This window comes from Micromonospora sp. NPDC049201 (assembly GCF_055586805.1).
In genome coordinates, this window is sequence record NZ_JBVJHM010000014.1 from 152,329 (window position 1) to 175,596 (window position 23,268).

A 23,268-nucleotide genomic window follows, 5' to 3' on the forward strand; every position below is an offset into this window, starting at 1 on the left:
CGGGCGACCGAGGTCGCCCGCCCGTCGTGGTCCGCCGGCCCGGCTCAGGCCACGCAGAACGCCTTCCACGCCTGGATGCTCGGCTGGTCGAGCAGCCGGAAGTCACCCTGGCTGACGGTCTGGTTGTAGTAGGCCACGAACTCCGGCCGCTGGCCGTTGAGGAAGCCGGACATCGACCGGATCCATTCGGCCCGGCCGGCGCCGGCGTCACCGGGCACCAGGTCGCTGCCGGTCTCCGCGACGCCCCACGGCTTGCCCAGCGCCTTCGACTTGTTGATCATCGGGCCGTAGATCTCCTGCGGCGAGGCGTACCGCTTCCACTTCTTGCCCCAGTTGTAACAGTCCCAGCCGAGCGCCTCGATCACGTTGCCACCGGGGTAGAACGCGTCGAAGCTGCGCCCGGACTTCGGGTCGAGCGTCCAGCACATCAGGATCAGCGTGTTGATGAGCCTGGGGTTGCCCGCCTGGTCGGCCAGGCCGGCGACCCGCTTCCACGCCGTCCGGTACGCGTCGGTGCTGAACGCGCCGCGCTCGACGTCGTCCTCCGGCTCGTGGAAGTAGGACCAGTACACGTTGTGGTCGCGCGGGATCGAGGCGAACCAGGAGCGCAGCCGGGAGTCGTGCCGGCCGGAGTTGATCTCCTGGGGCGACGCCTTGAAGGACACCACCACGGTGCGGTCGACCACGTCGGCACGACTGCCCGACCAGGCCGGCGGCAGGCCGGGGAAGAAGATCCGGGCCATCTGGAGCTTGCCGAACGTCCGGTCGGAACGGCTCAGCGCCTGGCCGAAGGTCTCCCCGTTCTGCACGCCGATCGACGCGCCGGGCAGCGTCTCCCGCGTACCGGCGAAGCCCTTGGCGCCCGGGGCGGCGGAGGCCGACGGTTTCGCGCCGGGCTTGCCGCCGAGGCCCTGGTCCGCGCTCGGGGCGGCGCCGGGCGTGGCCGGCGCACCCAGGCCGGCCGACGGGGCCGGGCCGGCGCTTTTCGGCACCTCGCTGGCCTGCGGGTTGGTCGCGTCCGGTCGCAGCGCGGCCACCGCGACGCCACCACCGGTCAGGGCCAGCGCCACGGCCGTCGCCAGCACCGCGCGCCAGCGCCGCCGGGGCCCGCCGGGCGGCGGGTCCGACGTGACCGGGGGAAGCGGCGGCTGGCCGGGACCGCCCGCACCCGGCCGGGCGTCCGGCCCGGTGGGTACGCCTCCGGGCGGCGGCCCGGTCAGCGTGGCGGTCGCGGTCGTCGCCGCGCCCCACCCGGCGGATGCCTCCCCGCCCCAGCCGACGGGCGGGGTCCCGCCCCAGCTCGCGGACGCGGTCGTTTCCTCGGTCCAGTCCGCCGGCGCGGTGGGCGCGTCGCCCCAGCGGGCGGTGGCCGTCGTTCCGTCGCCCCAGTGGGCGGACGCGGTGGTCGTGCCGTCGGCCCAGGCGGCGGGCGTCCGGTCGGGGCCGGGCATGGCGTGCTCGACGCCGGTCCGGCCGGGCGGCTCGTGCCCCGACCAGGCCGGCGCGGCGTCCACCCAGGACTGGTCCGCGTGACCGGGGCCGGGCAGCTCCCGCTCCGGCCAGGGCAGATCACCGTGGGCATGTGCGTGGACCGGCGCCGGTGGCGAGGTCGGAGTCTCCGGCCAGGGCAGCGCGGGGCTGCCCGATTGGCGAGAAACGTCCTGCCCCGGCCACAGGCCGGTCGGCTCCTCGAAAGCATCGTGCGGGTCTCGGTCGGCCGGCATGGCCCTCCCTGGCTGTCGGCGGCCCGAGGTCTCGGGCTCCGGTCGGACGCGCATTCGCACCCGACGATAACCCCGATTCACCCTGGCCGTACGTACCGTCACTCTCAGCCGAACGCCTCACCCCGGTCACCGGTGACGGCCGAAGCGGGCATCTCGACCCCGGTGCGGGCGATCGCGGCGAGCAGCCGGTCGGCCAACTCGGGGCGGCAGACCAGCAGATCGGGCAGGCGCGGGTCGGCCCGGTTGTAGCGCAGCGGCGAGCCGTCGATCCGGGACGCGTGCATGCCCGCGCCCAGGGCCACCGCCACCGGCGCGGCGCTGTCCCACTCGTACTGGCCACCCGCGTGGACGTACGCGTCGACCTCGCCGGTCACCACCGCGCACACCTTGACCCCGGCCGAGCCCATCGGGACGGCCCGGGCGTCCAGCAGCTCCACCAGCTCGCCCACGAACGCCGGCGGGCGGCTGCGACTCACCGCGATCCGGATCGGCCCGTCGGTCGCCTTCGGCGTCGGGCAGGTGGTGCCGAGCACGACCGGCGCACCGTCCACCGTGGTCCGCGCCGGCATGCCGACCGCACCGGCGATCAGCGCGCCGTCCGGCGCGGCCGAGCGCTGCCAGAGCGCCACGTGCACCGCCCAGTCGTCCCGGCCGGCCTCGGAGAACTCGCGGGTCCCGTCCAGCGGGTCGATGATCCAGACCCGGTCCGCCTCGTGCCGGGGCGCCCGCTCCCCGTCCGCCCAGGCGCGGCGCGCGTCGGCCTCCTCCTCGGAGAGCACCGCGTCCGCCGGACGCCACCGCGCCAGCGCCGCGGTCATCAGCTCGTGCGACGCCCGGTCGCCGGCGTCCTTGAGCGCCTTCGGGTCGGCGAAGCCCTGCCGGTCCCGCAGCGCGGTGAGCGCCGCCCCGGCCTCGGTGGCCAGCCACTGCGCGAACTGCTGGTCGTCGAGTCGTCCCGTCTCGTCCTCGGTCACGAGCCCCATCCCCTGTCTCGCGGGTCTGCCGCGACCCGTCATCCTTCGGCGACCGGTGTCCCAGGCGCCAGCGTCCGGTCGGATCGTAGACAGTCGCGAGCCGGCCTCGTCTCCCTGTCGGTGCTGGTCGCCGCCGGTCGCCGCCCGCATGTTGAACTTCGCGTGTATGCCGTTCGGACCCGGCGGGGCAGGCCCTAGGCTCTGCGCATGACCGCCGAGCAGCTGATCTCCTTCGCCCGTGGGGCTCCCTCGTTGGACATCGTCGATGTCGAGGGGCTCAAGGCCGCCGCCGTCCGCGCCTTCGACGCCGACCCTGCCGGGGTCACCGCGTACGGCACCTCGGTCGGCTACCCGCCCCTGCGGAAGTGGATCGCCGAGAAGCACGGCGTCGAGGCCGACCAGGTGCTGGTCACGAACGGCTCGTTGCAGGCCGACGCGTTCCTCTTCGACCACCTGGTCCGCCGGGGCGACGCGGTGGTCGTCGAGCGCCCGACGTACGACCGCACGCTGCTCAACCTCCAGCAGATGGGCGGCGAGGTGCACGGCGTGACCATCCAGCCGGACGGCCTGGACACCGCCGAGCTGCGCAAGCTGCTGGAGTCCGGGGTCCGGCCGCGACTGGCCCACGTGATCCCGAACTACCAGAACCCGGCCGGCGTCACGCTCTCCCTGGACAAGCGCCGTGAGCTGCTCGACCTGGCCGCCGAGTACGAGTTCACGATCTTCGAGGACGACCCGTACGCGGACATCCGGTTCCGGGGCGAGCCGCTGCCCTCGATGCTGTCGATGGACACCCGGGGCGTGGTGGTGCACGCCTCCAGCTTCACCAAGACGGTCTGCCCCGGTGTGCGGGTCGGTTACCTGGTCGGCCCCGCGGAGCTGATCGCGGCGATCGCCAAGCGGGCCACGAACCTCTACATCTCGCCGGGCATGGTGGCCCAGGCGATCGTCTACCAGTTCTGCGTCTCCGGCTCGATCGAGCGGTCGATCCACACGGTCCGGACGGCGCTGGGCGAGCGGGCCGGGGCGCTGGCCGAGTCGCTGCGCCGGCACATCCCGGAGGCCCGGTTCGTCGAGCCGGACGGCGGCTACTTCCTCTGGATCGAGTTGCCGGAGGACGTCGAGGTCGACCGGCTGGCGCCGGCCGCCGCCGAGCGCGGCGTCGCGGTGGTCAAGGGCAGCGACTTCATGATCGACGGCGGTCGGCACGCGCTGCGGTTGGCGTACTCGGCGGTGACTGCGGACCGGATCGACGAGGGCGTGCGGCGGCTCGCCGAGGCGATGGCCGCCGTCCGCGCCTGATTTTCTGTCGGGTTTCCGACAGAGTGGCCCCCCTGGCCGGCTCGGCTCTCCCGCCGGGCCGGCCTTCGGCCCACAATGCTGCGAGCGTCGCTCACGTTCGGCGGTCGGCCCCGGATCGCGACGCCGCCAGCATCACTCCCACCCCCACGGGTGCCGGGTGGGCCGTGTCGCCCCTCACCCCCCTGACGCGGCCGGCCCGCCCGGCACCGCACCGCGGGCCGCCCGCCCCCGCCTCCGAGCGGCGTAACCTGCAAGCCGCAGCTTCGTGGAGAGGGGGCGAGAGATGACGGACCGGGTGGCACGCGACCGCACCGACGGCCAGTACGGCGACCGGCCGCCCCGGCCACGGGCCTGGGCGGCGCCGGTACGCGCCATGTCCCGCATCCTCAACGCCGACGGCTCCCCGCGAGCGCCCCAGCCGACCCGTCCCGGGCGCAGCGGCATCGTCGACTGCGGGCTCTACGTCGACGGCGAGCGTCGACCCGGCCGCCCGCAGTACGCGGAGGCCCTGGCCGCCGCCCGCCGCGAGCGGGACGGCTTCGTCTGGCTCGGCCTGCACGAGCCCGACCTGGCCGAGATGACCGAGATCGCCGCCACGTTCGGCCTGCACGAGCTGGCCGTGGAGGACGCGGTCAAGGCCGAGCAGCGCCCGAAGCTGGAGCACTTCGGCGAGATCGTCTTCCTGGTGCTGCGCACCGCCCGCTACTGCGAGCACACCGAGCTGACCGAGAACTCCGAGGTGGTGGAGACCGGTCAGGTGATGCTCTTCATCGGGCCGAACTTCGTGATCAGCGTGCGGCACGGGGACGCCTGCCGGCTGTCGCCGGTCCGCGCCGACCTGGAGGCGAAGCGCGACCTGCTGCGGCAGGGGCCGTGGGCGGTCGCGTACGCGATCACCGACCGGGTGGTCGACCTCTACCTGGAGGTCGCCGACCGGCTGGAGGACGACCTCGACGTGCTGGAGGCGGACGTCTTCGACCGGCAGAGCAGCGGCCGGATCCAGCGGATCTACCAGATGAAGCGGGAACTGGTCGAGTTCAAGCGGGCGGTGGTGCCGTTGCAGCGCCCGCTGATGACGCTCACCGCCCAGGTCAACCGCGCGGTGCCGCAGGAGGTGCGGCGCTACTTCCGCGACGTGCAGGACCACCTCAGCCGCACCGTCGAGCAGGTGAACTCGTACGACGACCTGCTCAACTCGATCCTCCAGGCCCGGCTGGCCCAGGTCACCGTCGACCAGAACAACGACATGCGCAAGATCGCCGCCTGGGCCGCCATCGGTGCGGTGTGGACCGCGATCGCCGGCATCTACGGCATGAACTTCCAGAACATGCCCGAGCTGACCTGGACGTACGGCTATCCGGGCGTGTGGGCGGTCAACCTGACGCTGTCGTTCGTGCTCTACCGCTGGTTCCGCCGCAACGGCTGGTTGTGACAGGCGACACCCAACCGGCACGGTAGGTCGGCATGCGGAAGCGCCGGCCACGCGGGGCGTGCCCGCGCGCCGGCGCTGTTCCGACGGCTCGAACCGTGCTCAGTGGCGACCGCTGGCCTTGGCCGCGCTCCGGCCGTTCTGGGCGGCCTTGGTGATGTCGTCGGCCGGTCGGCCGGAGACGTCCCGGGCACCCTCGGCGACGGAGGGGACCTGGCTGTTCGGGTGGATCACCGGGTCGGGGCCGGGCGTGGTGGTCGAGGCGCTGCTGCCGTCGGCCACCGTCGAGCTGCCGGCACCGGCCGGGCCGGCCTGGGTCACCTTCGCGCTGGCGTCCGGGGTCTCCACCACGATCGTGTCCACGTCCTCCCGCATCGGCTCCAACGTGTCCTGACCGGTCGGGCCGAGCGTGCCGGTCGGGTCGTACTCGGCCCACTCCTGCTGCTCGCGGCGGCGGCGCATGGCCATCGCCCCGGCCAGGCCGGCGACGGTGCCGGCCACCAGCAGACCGGCGGTCATGCCCCGCGACCTGCGCTGCTTCTTCTTTCCAGGCTTCATGCTCTTCGCCTTCTTCGTCATCACGGACTGCTTCGCCGCCACCGCCCGACGACCGGTGCGTGCCTTGCCCGCCGCCTCGGTCCGGGCGCTGCGCACGGCCAGGAGCACCGGCGCGAGCGCGGCGGCGCTCGACGCGACGCCGCTGGACGCCCGGTCCCGGACCATGACCGCGGTCGGCGCGACGGCGACCCGGGCTGCCTGGACCCGCGGGCCGACCGTGGCCCCGGCACCCTTCGCCGCGTGCGAGGCGGCCTGCCTCAGGTGACCGATGCCCTGGTTCAACTCGGCCTTGGCGAGCTGGCCCTGGGTCTTTCGCCGCCCGATTCCAAACACGGTCCCACCTCCTGGGAGTTGTTCCTTCGTCATCCTCCACCTTCGGATGCCTCCGCATGGCCAGATCGGGCACATGGGAGGATCCGCAAGGAACTGACCAACGAGTGAGGAGTACCCGTGGCCGAGGCTGTCTACGCCACCTTGCACACCAACGCCGGCCCGATCCGGCTGGAGCTCTTCCCGAACCACGCGCCGAAGACCGTCCGCAACTTCGTGGAGCTGGCCGAGGGCAACCGGGAGTACACCGACCCGCGTACCGGTCAGCCGGGCAGCGGGCCGTACTACGACGGCACCATCTCGCACCGGGTGATCAGCGGTTTCATGATCCAGATGGGCGACCCGACCGGCACCGGGCGCGGTGGCCCGGGTTACAAGTTCGACGACGAGTTCCACCCGGAGCTGCGTTTCGACCGGCCGTACCTGCTGGCGATGGCGAACGCCGGGCCGGGCACGAACGGCTCGCAGTTCTTCATCACGGTGGGGCCGACGCCGCACCTGAACAACCGGCACACCATCTTCGGCCAGGTCGCCGACGAGCAGTCGGTGAAGGTCGTCGACTCGATCGCGAACACCCCGACCGGGCCGAGTGACCGGCCGATCCAGGACGTGGTGATCGAGCGGGTCGAGATCGAGCGGCAGCAGTCCTGACCGTCGCGCGGGTACCTTTGCTCGCATGACTGAGCGCTCCGGGCAGGCAGGCGACGCCACCGAGGGGCCGGTGCCGACCACTCCGGTCTGCTACCGGCATCCCGACCGGGAGACGTACCTCCGGTGCACCCGCTGCGACCGGCCGATCTGCCCCGAGTGCATGCGCGACGCCTCCGTCGGCCACCAGTGCCCGGAGTGCGTCGCCGAGGGACGCCGCAGCGTGCGGCCGGCGCGTACCGCCTTCGGAGGCGGTGCCGCCGGCCGCCAGGGCTACGTGACGAAGGCCCTCATCGCGCTGAACGTGCTGGCCATGGTGATCTCCGTCGTGTCGGCCCGGAGCGGGAACGCGATCGCCGGCGGCGGTCTCGGCGGCCTGATGGGCGGCGGGACGCCGCTGACCGAGTGGGGCGCGGTGCTGGGGCTGGCCGCCTTCCCGGACGGCACCATCGGCGGGGTGGCCGACGGCGAGTGGTACCGGCTGGTCAGCGCCATGTTCCTGCACTACGGCGTGCTGCACCTGCTGCTCAACATGTGGGCGCTCTGGGTGCTCGGCCGGACGCTGGAGGCGGTGCTCGGGCCGCTGCGCTTCCTGGCGCTCTATCTGCTCGCCGGGCTCGGCGGCAACGTGGCCGCCTACGTCTTCACCGAGCCGAACCGGTTCACGGCCGGCGCGTCGACCGCCATCTTCGGCCTGTTCGCCGCGATCTTCGTGATCATGCGCCGGCTGGGTCGGGACACCTCGGCGATCGTACCGATCCTGGTGATCAACCTGATCTTCACGTTCACCGTGCCGAGCATCTCGGTCGCCGGGCACCTCGGCGGCCTGGTGGTCGGTGCCGTGACGGCGCTCGTCCTGGCGTACGCGCCGCGGATGCGCCGAACCGTGTTCCAGACGGCGGGTTGCGCGATCGTGCTGGTGGCCCTGATCGGCCTGGCCCTCGTCCGCACCGCCGCGCTGACCGGCTGATCCGGCCCGCTCCCGCGCGAATCGGCGTGGGCCTTGTCAGCGGGCGGCGGCGCGGGCGGCGGTGAGCGTGGCGGCCACCTCTTCCAGCGGCGCGTCCAGGTCGCGGCGGCCGAACAGGTGCAGCGACTCCCCGGCGTCGATCTCCAGCGTCTCGGCGGTGACCCCGCGTCGGCTGCGTCGGTCCAGCCGGATCGCCTCCACCGCGGCCCACGGCAGCCGGCGCCGGCCGGCGTACCCGCGGATCACGGTGAGGCCCTCGGGGTCGACGGCGAGCCGGACCGGCGCGACGAGGTCGCGCAGCGCCCACGCGAGCAGCGCGGCGGCGAGCGAGCCGGCGAGCGCCGGGCGGACCGGGTCGCCGTCGGCGAGCGCCAGGCCCAGGGCGATCAGGGCGAGCGCGCCGAGCGCCTTGACCACCGGCAGCGCCCGGGGCACGCGCCACTGCCGGACCGGGGGCGGCTGTGGATCCATCCGCCCAGCATGCCAGCGGCCGGGGCCGTCCGGCACGCCCGGAAAGGCGAGGAGGGACGACGGTCAGGTCAGCACGTAGTATTGGGTCAAGCGAGGTTACCGGGGAGTAGACATGAGTGACGCGGTCATCGTCGGTGCGGTGCGGACCCCGGTCGGGCGGCGCAAGGGCAGCCTCGCCGGCGTGCACCCGGTCGACCTCTCGGCACACGTGCTGCGGGCCCTGGCCGAGCGCACCGGCATCGACCCGGGGCAGGTCGACGACGTGGTGTGGGGCTGCGTGTCGCAGGTGGGCGAGCAGTCCTGGAACGTGGCCCGCAACGCCGTGCTGGCGGCCGGCTGGCCCGAGTCCGTGCCCGGCACCACGCTCGACCGGCAGTGCGGGTCGAGCCAGCAGGCGTTGCACTTCGCCGCCGCCACCGTGCTCTCCGGCCAGGCCGACCTGGTCGTCGCCGGTGGCGTCGAGTCGATGACCCGGGTGCCGATGGGCTCCAGCGTGGCCGGCGGGATGCCGTTCAGCCCGGCGATCCTGGCCCGCTACCGCGGCGCCGAGGGCGTCGCCGAGGATTCGCCGCTGCCGTTCAACCAGGGCGTCGGCGCCGAGCTGATCGCTGAGCGGTGGCGCTTCTCGCGCACCCAGCTCGACGAGTTCGCGCTGGCCAGCCACGAGAAGGCGGCGGCTGCGCAGGACGCCGGCGCGTTCGAGCCGGAGCTGGCCCCGGTGGCGCTCGCCGACGGCGGCAAGTTCACCGCCGACGAGGGCATCCGCCGGGACACCACGCTGGCCAAGCTCGGCGAACTGAAGACCCCGTTTCGCGCCGACGGTGTGGTCACCGCCGGCTCCGCGTCGCAGATCTCCGACGGCGCCGCCGCGCTGGCGGTGACCACCGCCGAGTGGGCCAGCCGGCACGGCCTGCGCCCGCTGGCCCGGGTGCACACCGCCGTGGTGGCCGCCGACGATCCGGTCGCCATGCTCACCGCTCCCATCCCGGCCACCGCGAAGGCGCTGCGCCGCGCGGGGCTGGGCATCGAGGAGATCGGGGTGTACGAGGTGAACGAGGCGTTCGCCCCGGTGCCGCTGGCCTGGCTGGCCGAGACCGAGGCGGACCCGGAGCGGCTCAACCCCCGGGGCGGCGCGATCGCGCTGGGTCACCCGCTCGGCGGGTCCGGTGCGCGGATCATGACGACGATGCTCCAGCACATGCGGGACAACGGCATCCGCTACGGCCTACAGACCATGTGCGAGGGCGGCGGCATGGCCAACGCCACCATCGTCGAACTGCTCTGAGAGCGGCTGGAAGTTCCAGAAATCCAGGGTGACCCATGTCACTACGGGTCAACCACTCGTTGCACCCGACATGGACGTGTTCTCCCGAACGTTCCTCCCGGCGGCGGCCGAGACCGGCCTGGCCACCCAGACCGCCACCCGCCACATGCCGGTGTTCCGGCGCTGCGTCGGCTCCGGTGACGCCACCATCCTGGTCACCCGGTGCAGCCGCCCGGACCATCCGGTCGGCGGCGACTACCTCATGCTCCTCACCCACCGCCGGCTGGTGGTGACCCGGCAGACCCGGTTGCTGCACCGGCTGCGCCTGCACCTCAACACCGAGCTGCGGGAACTCAGCAACGTCACCTGGAGCCCGGACCCTCGGGCGCACAGTGTGGAGCTGGCGGCCACCGCCATCGACGGCGTCCGCGAACGCTTCCTCATCCGCACCCACCACCCGAAGCAGGTGTGGCAGCTCGACGCGCTGCTCCACCACGCCTTCCGCACCCGACTGCGGACCCCGGCGGAACGGCTGGTCGCGACGATCGGTGACGCGCCGTCCGGCCCTCGGCCGGTCGTGTTCCGCCCGGCGTCGGCGCGCTGACGTTCTCCTTACCGAACCCGAACATCTCCCGTACGCGCCGGGCGGTCACCGGTCGGTCATCATGGGCCGGTGACCGCCGACACCGCGCAGCGCGGGCTCGTCCTCGTGGTGGAGGACGAGCCGTCCATCGCCGACCTGGTCCGGCTCTACCTGACCCGGGACGGCTTCGGCGTACACCTGGAACGGGACGGCACGGCCGGGCTGGCCGCCGCGCGGCGGCTGCGCCCGGTGGCCTGCGTGCTCGACATCGCGCTGCCCGGCCTGGCCGGCACCGAGATCTGCCGGCGGCTGCGCGCGGCCGGTGACTGGACGCCTGTCATCTTCCTCACCGCCCGCGACGACGAGGTGGACCGCGTGGTCGGCCTGGAGCTGGGCGCGGACGACTACGTCACCAAGCCGTTCAGCCCGCGTGAGCTGGTCGCCCGGATCCGCGCGGTGCTGCGCCGCAGCGCCGGCACGCCGGCCACCGCCGAACAGCCGCGGGTGCTCGGCCCGGTCACGCTCGACCCGGCCCGCCGGGCGGTGACCGTCGGCGGGGCGCCGGTGCAGCTCACCTCCACCGAGTTCGACCTGCTCGCCCACCTGATGGCCCGCCCCGGCCGGGTGTTCACCCGGGAGGAGCTGCTGGCCGGCGTCTGGGGGTACGCGGCGCACGCCGGCACCCGGACCGTGGACGTGCACGTGGCGCAGGTCCGGGCGAAGCTCGGCCCGGCCAGCGTGATCCGCACCCACCGCGGCGTCGGGTACGCGGCCGATGCCTGACCAGCCCACCGTGGCGCTGCCGGTGATCCGGACCGGGCCCGCCGCACCGCCCGCCCGCCGTTGGCCGGGCCACACGCTGACCGCCCGCGCGGTGCTCGTCACCTGCGCGGTGGCGCTGGTGTCGGTGCTGGTCACCGCGCTGGTGGCGGTGCCGTTGGCGGTACGCGGCGCGGAACGCCGGGACCAGGACGCGCTGGCCGCCCAGGCCCGGCTCGCCGCCGACGTGCTGCGCGTCCGCGCGGTACGCCAGCGCGACGGCGCCGGGGACCGGCTCATCCGGCAGCTCCGCCAGCAGCAGATCGACGTGTACCTGGTCCGCGACGGCCGGGCCGACCGGAGCGGCCTGCCCGCGCCGCTGGTCGCCCGGCTGGCGGCCGGCGGCAACGTCTCCGGCCGGCGACTCGTCGACGGGGAACGCCGGCTCGTCGAGGCACGGGCGCTGCCCGGCGGCGACGGGGTGGTGCTCACCCGCGCCGCCACCGCCGGCCCCTGGCGGCAGGTGCTGCGCGGGCTCTGGCTGCCGCTGCTCGCCGGGCTCGCCGCCGGGGCGGTCGCCGGGCTGCTGCTGGCCCGCCGGCTGGCCCGACCGATCCGCGTCGCGGCCACCGCCGCCGCCCGGCTCCGGGCCGGGGACCGGGCGGTCCGGGTGCCGGTCGAGCCGCCCGACGAGGTGGCCGACCTGGCGTACGCGCTCAACGGGCTGGCCGCCGCGCTGGCCACCAGCGAGGGCCGGCAGCGTGAGTTCCTGCTCTCCGTCTCGCACGAGTTGCGGACGCCGCTCACCGCCATCCGGGGCTACGCCGAGGCGCTGGCCGACGGGGTGCTCGACGGGGACGCGGTGCCGGCGACCGGGCGTACCGTGCTGGCCGAGGCCGAGCATCTGGACCGGCTGGTCAGCGACCTGTTGGCGCTGGCCCGGTTGGAGGCGGCCGACTTCCCGCTGGAACCGGTGCGGGTGGACCTGACCCGGCTCGCCGCCGACGTGGAGCGCACCTGGTCGGACCGGTGCACGGCGGTCGGGGTGCCGTTCCGGGTGGAGACGCCGGGCGGGCCGGTGCCGGCGTACACCGATCCGGGCCGGATCCGGCAGGTGGTGGACGGGCTGCTGGAGAACGCGCTGCGGGTCGTACCCCCGGGGGCGCCGGTGGTGCTCGCGGTCCGGCCCGCCGGCGCGGACCCGGCGGCCGGCGGGGTCCTGGAGGTTCGCGACGGCGGGCCCGGCTTCACCGACGACGACCTGGCGGTGGCGTTCGAGCGGGGCGCGTTGCACCAGCGCTACCGGGGGGTGCGCAAGGTGGGCAGCGGGCTGGGGCTGGCGCTCGCCGCCGGGCTGGTGCGCCGGCTGGGCGGCGACATCGCCGCCGGGCACGCGCCGGAGGGCGGCGCGGCGTTCACGGTCCGGCTGCCCGGAGATCCTTACCTGGCTCGAACATCGGCCTGACGGTCCGCTCGCGCCGGTGCGGAACGCTGACGTCACCACCGACGAGAGGAACACCGATGGCACGTCAGCGAATCGTCACCGGAGCCACCGCGCTGCTCACCGCCGCGGCGCTCGGCCTGGCCGGGTGCGGCGCGGCGCAGACCGGCGCCGACGCGGCCCGGGAGACCGCGGTCGAGGTGGCCGCCGCCATGGGCACCGACGGGCAGGCCCTGGCCGCGCTCGGCGTCGATCCGGCCGACCTGGACGTCGATCCGGTCGCGGCGCCCGCCCCGTCGGCCTCCGGCACGCCGGGCGAGCAGGCCGGGCCGGACCGCAAGGGGGACCGGGCACAGGACTGGCGCAAGCGGCACCGGGCCCGGGTGCTGCTGCGCAAGAACCGGCTGCACGGCGAGGTCGTGGTGCAGACCAAGGAGAACGGGACGAAGACGGTAGCCGTCCAGCGCGGTGAGGTGACCGCGGTCGACGCGAAGTCGATGACCGTGAAGTCCGCCGACGGCTTCACCATGACCTGGACGTTCGGCGAGAAGCTGCGGGTGGTCGAGCGCCGCGCGACGATCCAGGCGAACGAGATCAAGGTCGGCACGACGGTCGGCGTGGCCGGCGCCAAGGAGGGGGACAAGGGGGTCGCCCGGTTGGTCGTGGTGCCGCTCCGCCAGGAGTAAGGTGGGCGGGCTGTCGTGACCTCAGGAATCTGCCAGGCTACGCTATGCCCCGACCTGCCGTCACCTCCATGGAGAACCCGTGAAGCTTTCGATCCTCATGCCGGTCTACAACGAGGAAGAACGCATCGCGGACGCCCTCAAGCAGGCGTTGGCGGTGGACTACCCGTGCGAGATCGAGCTGGTCGTCGTGGACGACGGCAGCCGGGACGGCACCGGTGAGGTGCTCGGCCGGGTGGACGACGCCCGGCTGCGGGTGATCACTCACCCACGTAACGCCGGCAAGGGCGCGGCCATCAAGACCGCCGTCGACAACGCCGAGGGTGAATACATGGTCATCCTCGACGCCGACCTGGAGTACGACCCGCAGGACATCCCGCGCCTGCTTCAGCCGGTGCTCGACGGGCACGCCACCGTGGTCTACGGCAATCGCACGTTCGGCAGCCACAGCTCCTACAGCTTCTGGTACGTGATGGGCAACAAGGGCGTCACGCTGGCGGCCAACGTGCTCTACAACTCGTACATCGGGGACCTGGAGACCTGCTTCAAGCTGATGCCGCTGGCGCTCTACCGCTCGCTCCAGGTGCGCTCCCGGGGCTTCGGCATGGAGGCCGAGGTCACCGGCAAACTGCTCCGCCAGCGCATCCGCCCCTACGAGGTGCCGATCAGCTACCGCGCCCGGGGCCGGGAAGAGGGCAAGAAGATCACCTGGAAGGACGGCGTCGAGGCGATCTGGATCCTGGCCCGCGAGCGCGCCCGCCGCCGCCCGGTCGGTCCCGCCACGCGCTGACCCGACGAACCGGAACCCCGCACCCCGGCGGTGCGGGGTTCCTTCGCGTCAGGCGTCGAGGAACGCGTCGACGGAACGGCGCAGCCCGGCCGCGTCCAGCCCGTGCCAGCGGTCGTGGTCCGCCGGTCCGCCGTAGCGGCGCAGCTCCGCCCGGCCGACGCCGAGGGCGAGCAGCCGGTGCGGCCGGTCGGCCAGCGCGTCGGACACCACCCGGGTGGACGTGCCGGCCAGGTACGGCTCGACCAGGATCACCTCGCTGCCGGCCAGCGCCCGCAGCCCGGCCGTGTCGAACGGCCGGGGCCGGTGGGTGAACGCCACCGTGACCGGCCGGTCCGCCACCGCGTGCAGCGCCGGGTCCAGCACCGGCCCGACCGCCACCAGCAGCGGCGCGCCCGGCCCGGCGTCCCGGACCACCCGCAGGTCACCCGCCTCCGGATACGCGGACGCGTTGCCCCGGGTGGAGAGCCGCAGATAGGCCGGGCCGGTCCCGCACACCACGTCCCGCAGCAGCGGTCGCACCTCGTCCGGGTGGCCCGGCACGTGCACGGTCCACCCGTCGAGCGTGTCGATCAGGCTCACGTCGGCCGGCGCGAGGTGGGTCCGACCGGCCGCCGCCCGGTCGTACGAGGCGCCGATGCTGACCAGCACCGCGCCGACCCCCTGGTGGTCGAGGTCCAGCTTGATCTGCTCGTACGCCCGCTCGACGAGGAACGGGGCGTAGCTGTGCACGATCGGCCGCTGGCCGGTCAACGCCAGCCCGCCGGCGACACCGATCATGAGCTGCTCCCGGATCCCGACGTTGACCACCCGGTCCGGGTGGCGGGCGGCGGCCGGGGCGAACGCGGCGGCGGAGATGTCCGCCAGTACGAGCACGCTCCTCGGGTCCGCCAGCACCTCCTCGGTGCTGGTCACGAACGCGTCCCGCATGGTCATGGTCACTCCCCGTCGGTGACGGCCGCGACGACGACGTGCGGCCGGTGGTGGTCGTGCCCGGTCAGGGCGGTGTGCAGGGCGTCGTGGTCGTGGCCGTCCACGGTGGCGGCGGTCCACCCGTTGACGGTGAACCGGCTGGCGGTGCCACCCGGCCAGCCGTGCGTGGCGGAGCGGTTGTCCACCACGATCGCGGTCAGGTTGGCCAGGCCGGTCGCGCCGGCGTACGCGATCGCCTCGTGGTTGGCGCCCTCGTCCAGTTCGGCGTCGCCGAGCAGCACGTACACCCGGGGGTCGGGGCGGCCCTGGGCCCGCAGGCCGAGCGCGGTGCCCACGCCCAGTCCGAGCCCGTGGCCGAGCGACCCGGAACCGATCTCCACACCCGGCACCAGCGTCCGGTCCGGGTGGTCGCCGAGCCGGCTGGCCGGCCCGCCCTGGTCGTCCAGCCACTCGACCGGCACGAAGCCCTGCGCGGCGAGCAGCGCGTAGTAGCCGGCGACCGCGTGCCCCTTGGAGAGCAGGAACCGGTCCCGGTCGGGGTCGGCCACGGTCGCCGGGGTGATCCGGAGCACCCGGTCGTAGAGCACGTGGAGCACGTCCAGCGTCGAGTACACGTTCGCGCCGAACTCGCGGCCGGCGCGGACCCGCTCCAGCAGCGCGGCCAGCTCGGTGGCGGTGGTCGTCGTCATGCCGATAGCCTCGAACCTCAACCGAACTTCACCTCAAGGTCCTGTGATGCACGAGGCAACGCTCACCATCGGCCAGCTCGCCGAGCGCAGCGGCGTGGCGCCCTCAGCGCTGCGCTACTACGAGCGGCTCGGCCTGATCCACGCCGCCCGCACCGGCGGCAACCAGCGCCGCTACGCCCGCACCGAGCTGCGTCGGGTGGCCTTCGTCCGGATCTCCCAGCAGGTCGGCGTCTCGCTTGACGAGATCCGGGAGGCGTTGGACTCGCTGCCCGCCGGCCGCACACCCACCCCGGAGGACTGGGCGGCGCTCTCCCGGGGCTGGCGGGAGCGGCTGGACGAGCGGATCCGACTGCTCGGCAAGCTCCGCGACGACCTGGACGGCTGCATCGGCTGCGGCTGCCTGTCGTTGCAGCGCTGCACGCTCTACAACCCCGGCGACTCGCTGGCCGTCGAGGGCCCCGGCGCGCGCCTGGTGCTCCCGCGCGCCGACCCGGGCTGAGCGTCACCGCACCAGCAGCACCTTGCCCAGGTGGTCGCTCGTCTCCACCAGCCGGTGCGCGTCGGCGGCGTCCGCCATGTCCACCCGGGCGTGCACCACCGGCCGGACCCGGCCGGCCGCCACCAGCGGCCACACCTGCTCGCGTACGCCCCGGACGATCGCCGCCTTCTCGGCGAGCGGGCGGGAACGCAGCGCGGTGGCGTGCACCGAGGCCCGCTTCGCCAGCAGCATCCCGAGGTCGAGTTCGCCCTTGCGCCCGCCCTGCATGCCGATCACCACGAGCCGGCCGCCGGTCGCCAGCGCCGCCACGTTCCGGGGCAGGTAGGACGCGCCCATGATGTCCAGGATCACGTCCGCGCCGCGCCCGTCGGTGACCCGGCGGACCTCCTCGACGAAGTCCTGCTCCCGGTAGTCGACGGTGTGCGCGGCGCCCAGCTCGCGCAACCGCTCGTGCTTGGCCGCCCGTGCGGTCGCCACCACCGTCGCGCCCAGCGCCACCCCGAGCTGGATCGCGAACGTGCCGATGCCGCTGCCGCCGCCGTGCACCAGCAGCGTGTCCCCCTCGGCCAGCCCGGCCAGGTCCACCACGTTCGACCACACCGTGCAGGCCACCTCCGGCAGCGCGGCGGCGTCGACCAGGTCCACCCCGTCCGGCACCGGCAGCAACTGCCCGGCCGGCACGGCGACCTGCTCGGCGTACCCGCCGCCGGTCAGCAACGCGCAGACCTCCTGGCCCACCGACCAGCCGGTCACGTCGGGACCGAGCGCGCGGACCGTCCCCGAGCACTCCAACCCGGGGTACGCGGACGCGCCCGGCGGCGGCGGATAGTGCCCCTGCCGTTGCAGCAGGTCGGCCCGGTTGACGGCGCTGGCCCGCACCTCGACGACCACCTCACCGGGGCCGGGTTCGGGGTCGGGGACCTCCGCCCAGACGAGTGCCTCGGGTCCGCCGGGTTCCGTGATCGTGACAGCGTGCATGGCTCAGTCTTACCCGATGCGCCGTTCGTGGCAGACTAGGCGCGGTCGCGTACCCCTCGGGGAGCGCGCCGGGAGGGTTCGCCTAGTGGCCGATGGCGCTGGTCTTGAAAACCGGTAAGGCAGCGATGTCTTCGTGGGTTCGAATCCCACACCCTCCGCCGCCGTAATCGCCCGCAGCGGGGTAAGAAGGGGGCGCAGAACATTTCGCGCACCCGGAAGGACCCGTTTCGATGACCCTGGAACGACCGATCGCCCCGGACCCGTACGAGCTGCTGCCGACCGTGCCGTCGTTCGACCTGACCAGCGACGACGTGCACAACGGCGAGCCGATGGACGCGCGGTACGCGCACGGCAGCGCCGGTGGTGAGAATGTCTCACCGCACCTGTCCTGGTCGGGTTTCCCGGTGGAGACGAAGAGCTTCGTGGTCACCTGCTTCGACCCGGACGCGCCGACCGGCAGCGGGTTCTGGCACTGGGTGCTGGTGGACGTGCCCGCCTCGGTCACCGAGCTGCCGGCCGCGGCGCGCGAGGCCGACCTCGGTGGCGCGTTCAGCATCCGCAACGACTACGGCGACACCGGCTACGGCGGTGCCGCGCCGCCGCCGGGGGACCGTCCGCACCGGTACGTCTTCGCGGTGCACGCGGTCGACGTGGAGCGCCTGGACGTGGGCAAGGAGGCGAGCCCGGCCTTCGTCGGCTTCAACCTCGCGTTCCACACCCTGGCCCGCGCGGTGATCCGCCCCACCTACCAGGTCAAGGACTGACCGAGGTGCAAGGAGGGGCCCCTTCTTAACACGTAGGTGTGAGAAGGGGCCCCATCTATACCTGAGGCGTTAAGAGGGGGCCCGGCCTTACACCCGGGCCACGGCGAAGACGGACTGGCCGAACGGGGGGCGGATGCGCTGCTCGGCGGCCTTGGTGGCGGGGAGCACCAGCGTGTCGTAGACCTTCACCATCGGGCCCTCCTTCGGCATCAGCCGGAAGACCTTGGTGGCCATGAAGTAGCCGATCAGGCCGAGCGCGTTCGCGTAGTGGATCTTCTCCACGGTGAGGCCGGCGTCGGTCATCGCGGTGGCGAGCGTCTTCTTGGTGTACCGCCGCACGTGGCCGGTCGCGATGTCGGCGGGGCCCATGGCGAACTGGAACGCCGGCACGATGATGATCACCGCGCCGCCGGGCCGGACCAGGTCGCGCATGCTGCGCAGCGCGCCCACGTGGTCGTCGATGTGCTCCAGCACGTTGTACGACACGGCGGCGCTGTAGTCGCCCCGCTCGGTGTGCGGCAACAGCATCTGCCGGACCTCGACGCCGGGGTGCTCGGACAGCCGCTCCTTGAGCTTGACCAGCCGGTCCGGGTCGGCCTCGGTGGCCGTGATGCGGGGGATGTGCTCGGACCAGGCGAGCGCGTAGTCGCCGAGGCCACTGCCGATCTCGATGGGGTTGTCACCGAGGTAGGGCACCGCCAGTTCGACGAACCACCGCCGGTGGTTGACCGCCGTGGCCAGGCCTTCGAGCACCTCCGCCTGGACGCGCTGATCCCCAGTGATTTCTGCCATGCGTCGATTCCTCACGATATGACTGACCCGCGCCTGGACCGTTCAGAGTCAACCATCTGAATGGCCGGCGGGAAAATCGGGGGCACCGCGCTGGCCGAATTGCGGTCGGGTGGGGCACGTGATCGGCGGTCGGCGAACCCGGCACATAGTACGCGAGTCCTCGGAATATGTCACCTGGCCGTCATACAATGACTACGCTCTGAAATGTCATGACTACTCCCCAGTCGGGCGTGGACCCGCGCCGAGGACGGTGGACCGACGCCCTCGCCGTGCTCAGCTTCGTGCTGCTCGCGCTCTGGGTGACCGCCCGGCTCTGGATCGATCCGGCCAACGGCGTGCGGGACAATCGCACCGACCAGGCGCAGTTCGAATGGATGATGGCACACGGTGCGCGCGTGGTCACTCATTTCGCCTATCCGTTCACCTCGGACCGGATGAATGTGCCGGACGTCGTCAATCTCATGGGGAACACGTCCGTATTATCCGTTTCCTTGCCCCTGTCGCCGATAACGGTGTGGTTCGGGCCGCGCTGGTCGTTCCTCATTTTTCTCACGCTCGGGCTGGCCGCCACCGGTGCCGCCTGGTATTTCCTGCTCTCCCGCGTGGTCGTCGGCGCCCGGGGGCCGGCCTGGCTGGGCGCGGGCTTCTGCGCGTTCGCGCCGGCCATGGTGTCGCACGCGAACGCCCACCCCAACATCGTCAGCCAGTTCGTGGTGCCGCTGATCATCTGGCGGACGCTCCGGCTGGCGCAGCCCGGCCGCTGGCTGCGCAACGGGTTGCTGCTCGGCCTGGTGATCGTCTGGCAGGCGTTCCTCAATCTGGAGATCCTGCTGATGACCGCGCTCGGCCTGGGCGGCGTGGTGCTGGCGCTGGCGCTGGTGCTCGGCCGGCCCGCGCTCCGGTCGGCGGCCCGGCCGTTCGCCGCCGGGCTCGGAGTGGCCGCCGTCGTGGCCGGGGCGCTCCTGGCGTACCCGCTGCACGTGCAGTTCGCCGGCCCCGGCGCGTACTCCGGGCTCTCCACGCTGATCCGGGGCTACTCCACCGACCTCGCCGCCTACCTGGCCTGGTCCCGCGAGTCGGTGGCCGGCGACGCCCGGGGCAGCGCGCCGCTGGTCAAGAACGCCACCGAGGAGAACGCGTTCTTCGGCTGGCCGCTCGTGGTGCTGGTGGTCGCGCTGGTCTGGTGGCTGCGCCGGGACGCGCTGGTGCTCGGGCTGGCCGCGGTCGGCGTGGTGTTCGGTCTCTTCTCGCTCGGCCGGGAGATCCGGTTCGACGGGCGGGAGACCGGCATCCCCGGGCCGTGGGCCGCGCTGGAGAACCTGCCGGTCCTGCACGCGGTGGTGCCCACCCGCTGGTCGCTCGCGCTCACCCCGATCGTCGGCGTGCTGCTCGCGCTCGGCGTCGAACGGGTCCGCCGGTTGGCCCACCGGCACCCGGCCGCCAGGGGACAGCTCCGGTTCGCCACCGGCACCGTGCTCGCCATGGCACTTCTGCCGATCCTGCCCACCCCGCTGCCCGCGACGCGGCTGGACCCGACCCCGGCGTTCGTCACCTCCGGGGCGTGGCGGCCCTACGTGGTGGGAGGGCGGAGCATCGTCACGCTCCCGCTGCCCGACACCACCTACGCGGTCCCGCTGCGCTGGTCCGCCGAGACCCGGCTGGACATGCCGCTGGCCCGGGGCTACTTCCTCTATCCGGACACCCGACCGGGCGCCGACCGGGTCGCGCTCTTCACCGCGCCGCCGCGCCCCACCAGCACGTTCTTCGAGACGGTACGGCGTACCGACGCGGTGCCGCCGATCACTCCGCAGGACCGGGTGGACGCCGTGGACGACCTGCGACACTGGCGGGCCGGGGCGGTGATCCTCGACCCTCGGCTGCGGCCGGCCGAGTCGCTGCGTCGGGCGATGACCGAGCTGACCGGGATCACCCCGACGCGTACCGGCGGGGTCTGGCTGTGGGACGTGCGCCCGCTCGTCGACTGACCGACGGTCAGCGGACGCAGCAGCCCTGGCAGACCTTCGGCCGGGGCAGCGTGAAGGCCAGGCAGCAGGTGCGCCGCTGCACCGTCGGCTCGCCGGTCGGGCCGGGCACCAGGTCGACCAGGTCGGCCAGGTCGAGCGCGTCGAGCAGCGTGCCGACGGCCACCGTGGTCGGGCCGGGCAGCGCGTCCGCCGCGCGCAGCAGGCCGTGCGCGATGCCGGAGGCCACCGAGCCGAGCAGCGTACGGGTGCCGATCCGGACCTCGCGCTGGATGGCGGTGATCAGCGGGGCGAAGTGCGCGTCGAGCAGCGTCGCGCGCAGCGCGCCGAGCAGCGCCGCCTCGTCGGCGACGACCCGGACGCCAGGCGCGCCGGCCAGCGCCAACGGGTCGCCGGGCAGCACGGCCACCGGGGTGGAGCCGCGCAGCCCCAGCGTGAGCAACTGGTGGTGGTCCTCGAAGTGCACCAGCACGTCGGCGGGATCGAGCAGCGGCACCCGCCGCGCCGAGGCCCAGCCGAGCACGGCCGGCAGCGCGGTCCAGTAGCTGTAGGACTTCCAGGCGAGCGCGGCGCAGGCGTGCGGGGTGCCGCCCCAGCGCCGGCCGGCGGCGGCCAGGAAGCCGGGGAGCAGGGTGCCGTCGATCAGGCTGGTGGCCGGGGCCCAGCGGTCCAGCTCGTCGCGGACCAGCAGGCCGGGCGCGAGACCGGGCAGGTCGTCGGTGCCGAACATGGCGCGCAGCGTCGCGGTGACCGGGGCGAACGGGGTGGCGACGTCGCGCCCCGGCATCACCGCAGTCACCTGGCCGTCCCCCGTCCGGTAGCCCGTCGGCCGGCGCGTGCCGTCGACCGAAGCTAAGGCTAGCCTAACCACACTCCCGGACGGAGGGAAGTGGCACCACGGGCTTGATGGGGAGGTCCCGGTCACTCCGTCGCCGTCGTGTACTACCCGGCGGGGTGGGCGGAAAACGCCGGCCGGAGGGCTCGCCGGGCCGCGCAAGCATCGACGCCTGACGTTGGATTGTCAAGGTGACTGTCGAATACGAGGCAGTTTCCGTACACGTTCGGCCACGAAACGTGAAGATGGTCTTCCCGCGTACGAGGAAGCTGATGACCTCACCGATCGAGCGTGCCGCCGAGTCCTTCGCGGTCGAGCTCGCCCGGCACCGCACCGGCCGAGGGCTGTCCAAGAAGCAGCTGGCGACGCTGATGGGCTTCGACCCGTCCTACGTCAGCCACGTCGAAGGGCGCCGGCACCGGCCCACCGAGGACTTCGCCCGCCGGGCCGAGGCCGTTCTGGAGGCCAGCGGCGCGATCTGGCAGCGCTTCCGGGAGTACGACGAGCTGCGGCACAGCCGGGCCACCGGGACGCACCGCGATCCGCCCGTCCCCGGCCAGTGGCTGCCCCCCGGCACCGGCCTGGTGGTGGAACGCGAGGTCGCCACGCTTACCCACACCGGCGACGGCTACCACTGCACGATCCGGCGGGAGCTGTACAACGCCGGCACCGAACCGGTCACCCGCTACCTGGTCCGGGTCGCCGTCGACCGCTACCCGAACGACCCGGGCCGCTCCAACCGGCACCACCGCGAGCACCCGCTCACGTTCGCCGAGCTGCAACTCACCGCGTACCGGGACGACGGCAGCGGACGCGAGCCGATGCACTGGCGGGCCAAGCACGACCGGGACGCGTTCAAGGAGATCTGGCTGCTCTTCGAGAACGACGAGGGCCGCTTCCCCCTCTACCCGGGCGACCGGGTCACCATCGAGTACGCCTACCGCGTCGGACGGGACAAGTGGGGCCCCTGGTTCCAGCGCGCCGTACGCCTGCCCACCCGGCACCTCGCGGTGCGCCTCGACCTGCCGGCGGACCTCGACCCCAAGGTGTGGGGGGCGGAGACCTCGCTGTCGGCGGAGGAGGGCCCGCTGCGGACCCCGATCCAGCAGACCCGGGACGCCGACCGGGTGATCTACGAGTGGGGGACCGACGACCCGCCGCTGAACGCCCGCTACCGGATGCAGTGGCGGTTCCGCAGCCCCGCGCCGGACACCGAATCGGACAGCACGCCCACCGGGGAGAACCGGGTGCGCGCCAGCGACCGGATGCGTGCCGTCGGCATCGTGCAACGCGGCGACGACCTGCTCCGGCAGCCCGCGCGCCAGTTCGACCTGCCGGCCGAGGAACGGCACGCCCGGCAGGTGGTCGACCGGCTCGCCGGCATGCTGGCCCGCCTCGACGAGCTGCACCCGTTCAGCAAGGGCGTCGGCCTGGCCGCGCCGCAACTCGGGATCGGCTGGGCCGCCGCGCTGGTCCGCCCCGCCGACCGGGCGGCCGAACCGGTCGTGCTGCTCAACCCCCGGGTGGTGGACGCCACCACAGAGACCGACGAGCAGTACGAAGGCTGCCTCTCCTTCTTCGACCACCGTGGCCTGGTGCCCCGGCCGCTGCGGATCGACGTGGAACACGCCCAGTGGGACGGCAGCCGCGTCATCACGTCCTTCGAGTACGCGATGGCGCGCCTGGTCGCGCACGAGATCGACCACCTGGAGGGGCGGCTCTACGTCGACCGGATGGCACCCGGCGTGCCCCTGGTGCCGGTGGAGGAGTACCGCGAGACCGGCACCCCCTGGCGCTACTGAGAAGGGCTCCGGCACGCGGGCTGGTTGCCGCCTGGCCCGCGTACCGGGAAACGGGGGGCCGGGTCGCGTGC

At 73.5% G+C, this 23,268-nt stretch carries 23 protein-coding genes and 1 tRNA gene; 15 read left to right on the forward strand and 9 right to left on the reverse strand.

The annotated features are described in order from the left end of the window. Positions 1–44: 44 nt before the first annotated feature. Positions 45–1,724 (reverse strand): glycoside hydrolase family 26 protein, encoded by a 1,680-nt coding sequence (locus tag ACZ6O5_RS27235; protein ID WP_465980570.1) that lies wholly within the window; start codon positions 1,722–1,724, stop codon positions 45–47. 104 nt (positions 1,725–1,828) lie between these two features. Then, positions 1,829–2,707, reverse strand: coding sequence for a 3'(2'),5'-bisphosphate nucleotidase CysQ (locus ACZ6O5_RS27240; RefSeq protein ID WP_465980572.1), 879 nt, complete (start codon positions 2,705–2,707; stop codon positions 1,829–1,831). 198 nt (positions 2,708–2,905) lie between these two features. On the opposite strand from ACZ6O5_RS27240, the gene ACZ6O5_RS27245 reads away from it, so the two are divergent. After that, positions 2,906–4,000 (forward strand): aminotransferase-like domain-containing protein, encoded by a 1,095-nt coding sequence (locus ACZ6O5_RS27245; protein WP_465980574.1) that lies wholly within the window; start codon positions 2,906–2,908, stop codon positions 3,998–4,000. A gap of 283 nt (positions 4,001–4,283) precedes the next feature. After that, entirely contained in the window at positions 4,284–5,432 is a 1,149-nt protein-coding gene (corA, locus tag ACZ6O5_RS27250) for a magnesium/cobalt transporter CorA (protein WP_465980576.1), read from the forward strand. Positions 5,433–5,531: 99 nt separating this feature from the next. Here the strand turns inward: corA and ACZ6O5_RS27255 are convergent, their stop codons facing one another. Next, positions 5,532–6,353, reverse strand: a complete 822-nt coding sequence (locus ACZ6O5_RS27255) for a hypothetical protein (protein WP_465980578.1) — start codon at positions 6,351–6,353, stop codon at positions 5,532–5,534. Positions 6,354–6,437: 84 nt separating this feature from the next. On the opposite strand from ACZ6O5_RS27255, the gene ACZ6O5_RS27260 reads away from it, so the two are divergent. Together ACZ6O5_RS27260 and ACZ6O5_RS27265 are read left to right on the forward strand one after the other, a co-directional pair. After that, complete coding sequence (locus tag ACZ6O5_RS27260; RefSeq protein WP_465980580.1) at positions 6,438–6,968, forward strand: peptidylprolyl isomerase; 531 nt, start codon at positions 6,438–6,440, stop codon at positions 6,966–6,968. Between the two features lie 25 nt (positions 6,969–6,993). Continuing rightward, positions 6,994–7,935, forward strand: coding sequence for a rhomboid family intramembrane serine protease (locus ACZ6O5_RS27265; protein ID WP_465980582.1), 942 nt, complete (start codon positions 6,994–6,996; stop codon positions 7,933–7,935). 36 nt (positions 7,936–7,971) lie between these two features. On the opposite strand, the gene ACZ6O5_RS27270 is transcribed toward ACZ6O5_RS27265, so the two are convergent. Next, positions 7,972–8,406: a PH domain-containing protein gene (locus ACZ6O5_RS27270; protein ID WP_281934143.1), complete on the reverse strand. Its 435-nt coding sequence runs from the start codon at positions 8,404–8,406 to the stop codon at positions 7,972–7,974. Between the two features lie 112 nt (positions 8,407–8,518). On the opposite strand from ACZ6O5_RS27270, the gene ACZ6O5_RS27275 reads away from it, so the two are divergent. The 6 genes from ACZ6O5_RS27275 (at position 8,519) to ACZ6O5_RS27300 (ending at position 13,926) form a co-directional block, all read left to right on the forward strand. Continuing rightward, positions 8,519–9,691, forward strand: coding sequence for a thiolase family protein (locus ACZ6O5_RS27275; protein WP_465980584.1), 1,173 nt, complete (start codon positions 8,519–8,521; stop codon positions 9,689–9,691). Between the two features lie 70 nt (positions 9,692–9,761). Beyond that, positions 9,762–10,274, forward strand: coding sequence for a hypothetical protein (locus ACZ6O5_RS27280; RefSeq protein ID WP_465980586.1), 513 nt, complete (start codon positions 9,762–9,764; stop codon positions 10,272–10,274). Positions 10,275–10,343: 69 nt separating this feature from the next. Further along, on the forward strand, positions 10,344–11,036 hold the full coding sequence (locus tag ACZ6O5_RS27285; RefSeq protein ID WP_465980588.1) for a response regulator transcription factor: 693 nt from the start codon (positions 10,344–10,346) through the stop codon (positions 11,034–11,036). Further along, entirely contained in the window at positions 11,029–12,477 is a 1,449-nt protein-coding gene (locus tag ACZ6O5_RS27290) for a sensor histidine kinase (protein ID WP_465980590.1), read from the forward strand. Before ACZ6O5_RS27285 ends, ACZ6O5_RS27290 begins: the two co-directional genes overlap by 8 nt. 56 nt (positions 12,478–12,533) lie before the next feature. Continuing rightward, on the forward strand, positions 12,534–13,139 hold the full coding sequence (locus tag ACZ6O5_RS27295) for a hypothetical protein (protein ID WP_465980592.1): 606 nt from the start codon (positions 12,534–12,536) through the stop codon (positions 13,137–13,139). Between the two features lie 79 nt (positions 13,140–13,218). Beyond that, complete coding sequence (locus ACZ6O5_RS27300) at positions 13,219–13,926, forward strand: glycosyltransferase family 2 protein (protein ID WP_281934151.1); 708 nt, start codon at positions 13,219–13,221, stop codon at positions 13,924–13,926. Between the two features lie 48 nt (positions 13,927–13,974). Here the strand turns inward: ACZ6O5_RS27300 and ACZ6O5_RS27305 are convergent, their stop codons facing one another. Then, a complete protein-coding gene (locus ACZ6O5_RS27305; protein WP_465980622.1) occupies positions 13,975–14,853 on the reverse strand; it encodes a transketolase family protein in 879 nt (292 codons plus the stop codon). An 8-nt stretch (positions 14,854–14,861) separates the two neighbouring features. Further along, the gene (locus ACZ6O5_RS27310) at positions 14,862–15,545 is read right to left on the reverse strand and encodes a transketolase (protein ID WP_465980594.1); all 684 of its coding nucleotides are present in this window, start codon (positions 15,543–15,545) and stop codon (positions 14,862–14,864) included. A 46-nt stretch (positions 15,546–15,591) separates the two neighbouring features. On the opposite strand from ACZ6O5_RS27310, the gene soxR reads away from it, so the two are divergent. Then, positions 15,592–16,044: a redox-sensitive transcriptional activator SoxR gene (gene soxR, locus ACZ6O5_RS27315; RefSeq protein ID WP_465980596.1), complete on the forward strand. Its 453-nt coding sequence runs from the start codon at positions 15,592–15,594 to the stop codon at positions 16,042–16,044. Between the two features lie 3 nt (positions 16,045–16,047). Here soxR and ACZ6O5_RS27320 read toward each other — a convergent pair whose 3' ends face one another. Then, positions 16,048–17,022 (reverse strand): NAD(P)H-quinone oxidoreductase, encoded by a 975-nt coding sequence (locus ACZ6O5_RS27320; RefSeq protein WP_465980598.1) that lies wholly within the window; start codon positions 17,020–17,022, stop codon positions 16,048–16,050. 71 nt (positions 17,023–17,093) lie between these two features. Between ACZ6O5_RS27320 and ACZ6O5_RS27325 the strand changes: the two genes are divergently transcribed. Together ACZ6O5_RS27325 and ACZ6O5_RS27330 are read left to right on the forward strand one after the other, a co-directional pair. Then, positions 17,094–17,180 (forward strand) — tRNA-Ser (locus tag ACZ6O5_RS27325). A 72-nt stretch (positions 17,181–17,252) separates the two neighbouring features. Further along, positions 17,253–17,786: a YbhB/YbcL family Raf kinase inhibitor-like protein gene (locus ACZ6O5_RS27330; RefSeq protein WP_465980600.1), complete on the forward strand. Its 534-nt coding sequence runs from the start codon at positions 17,253–17,255 to the stop codon at positions 17,784–17,786. Between the two features lie 87 nt (positions 17,787–17,873). On the opposite strand, the gene ACZ6O5_RS27335 is transcribed toward ACZ6O5_RS27330, so the two are convergent. Then, the gene (locus ACZ6O5_RS27335) at positions 17,874–18,578 is read right to left on the reverse strand and encodes a class I SAM-dependent methyltransferase (protein WP_107156514.1); all 705 of its coding nucleotides are present in this window, start codon (positions 18,576–18,578) and stop codon (positions 17,874–17,876) included. Positions 18,579–18,787: 209 nt separating this feature from the next. Here ACZ6O5_RS27335 and ACZ6O5_RS27340 point away from each other — a divergent pair, with 209 nt between their 5' ends. Then, a complete protein-coding gene (locus tag ACZ6O5_RS27340; protein WP_465980602.1) occupies positions 18,788–20,563 on the forward strand; it encodes a hypothetical protein in 1,776 nt (591 codons plus the stop codon). A 7-nt stretch (positions 20,564–20,570) separates the two neighbouring features. On the opposite strand, the gene ACZ6O5_RS27345 is transcribed toward ACZ6O5_RS27340, so the two are convergent. After that, on the reverse strand, positions 20,571–21,347 hold the full coding sequence (locus ACZ6O5_RS27345; RefSeq protein ID WP_465980624.1) for a hypothetical protein: 777 nt from the start codon (positions 21,345–21,347) through the stop codon (positions 20,571–20,573). Between the two features lie 317 nt (positions 21,348–21,664). Between ACZ6O5_RS27345 and ACZ6O5_RS27350 the strand changes: the two genes are divergently transcribed. After that, positions 21,665–23,197, forward strand: a complete 1,533-nt coding sequence (locus tag ACZ6O5_RS27350) for a peptide deformylase (RefSeq protein ID WP_465980626.1) — start codon at positions 21,665–21,667, stop codon at positions 23,195–23,197. Positions 23,198–23,268 lie beyond the last annotated feature (71 nt).